At 65.9% G+C, this 687-nt stretch carries 1 protein-coding gene; it reads left to right on the forward strand.

Annotated elements, in window-relative coordinates:
• Positions 1–244 precede the first annotated feature (244 nt).
• Complete coding sequence (locus FJU31_RS15605; protein ID WP_150455577.1) at positions 245–604, forward strand: hypothetical protein; 360 nt, start codon at positions 245–247, stop codon at positions 602–604.
• The last annotated feature ends 83 nt before the right edge of the window (positions 605–687 follow it).

Below are 687 nucleotides of genomic sequence, written 5' to 3' on the forward strand. Positions count from 1 at the left end.
TTTCCCGTGTGGGCTTCTACTGTAGTGTGTCTGTGTCCGTAGTTCTCCCCCCCCCCCCCCCCCCCCCTCGACTCTACATGTGATGCGCGATACCGGGCGTTCAGGCCCGCGGCCCATGCGGCGCGGTCCTTCCCTTATCATCGGCGCACATCCGATCGCATCGGCATTCTCCCGCACCCGACACCGGCTGTTGCGGCGGGCGTGCCGGACGACGCGCGGACCACGACGACCACAGGGGGTTGCGTTGATCAGCAGCATCATCATTCATCGCTCGGCTGGCGCAGGCGCGGCCGGCGTCCATGTCCTGGATACCACGTTCAAGGACAAGCGTGTCTTCGTTTCGTGGGGTCTGCGCGGCGAGGACCTCAGTCGTCAAGCTGAACCGGCTGAAACCGTTGCCGCGCGCCAGGCGCTGCAGCGCCAATCGCGGCAGGTCGAAGGGCCCCGCAGCACCGAAGTCTTCATTGCCAGCCAGTCCGGCGTGGGCATCAGCGTGTACCGGATGCTGACAGAGGCGCGCAGCGGCGATGCCGTGTTCTTCCTGTGCGATTCGCCCGCGGTGGTCGAGTGGCTGGTGGACGCGCTGGAAATACAGGCGGGTTGAAGCGCTTCCTGTAGAGTCGAGGGGGGGGGGGGGGGGTCGGGCGGAACAAATGACCCCACAACCACAAACAACGGAGCACGAGG

This window comes from Stenotrophomonas cyclobalanopsidis (genome assembly GCF_008710035.1).
Lineage (GTDB): Bacteria > Pseudomonadota > Gammaproteobacteria > Xanthomonadales > Xanthomonadaceae > Stenotrophomonas > Stenotrophomonas cyclobalanopsidis.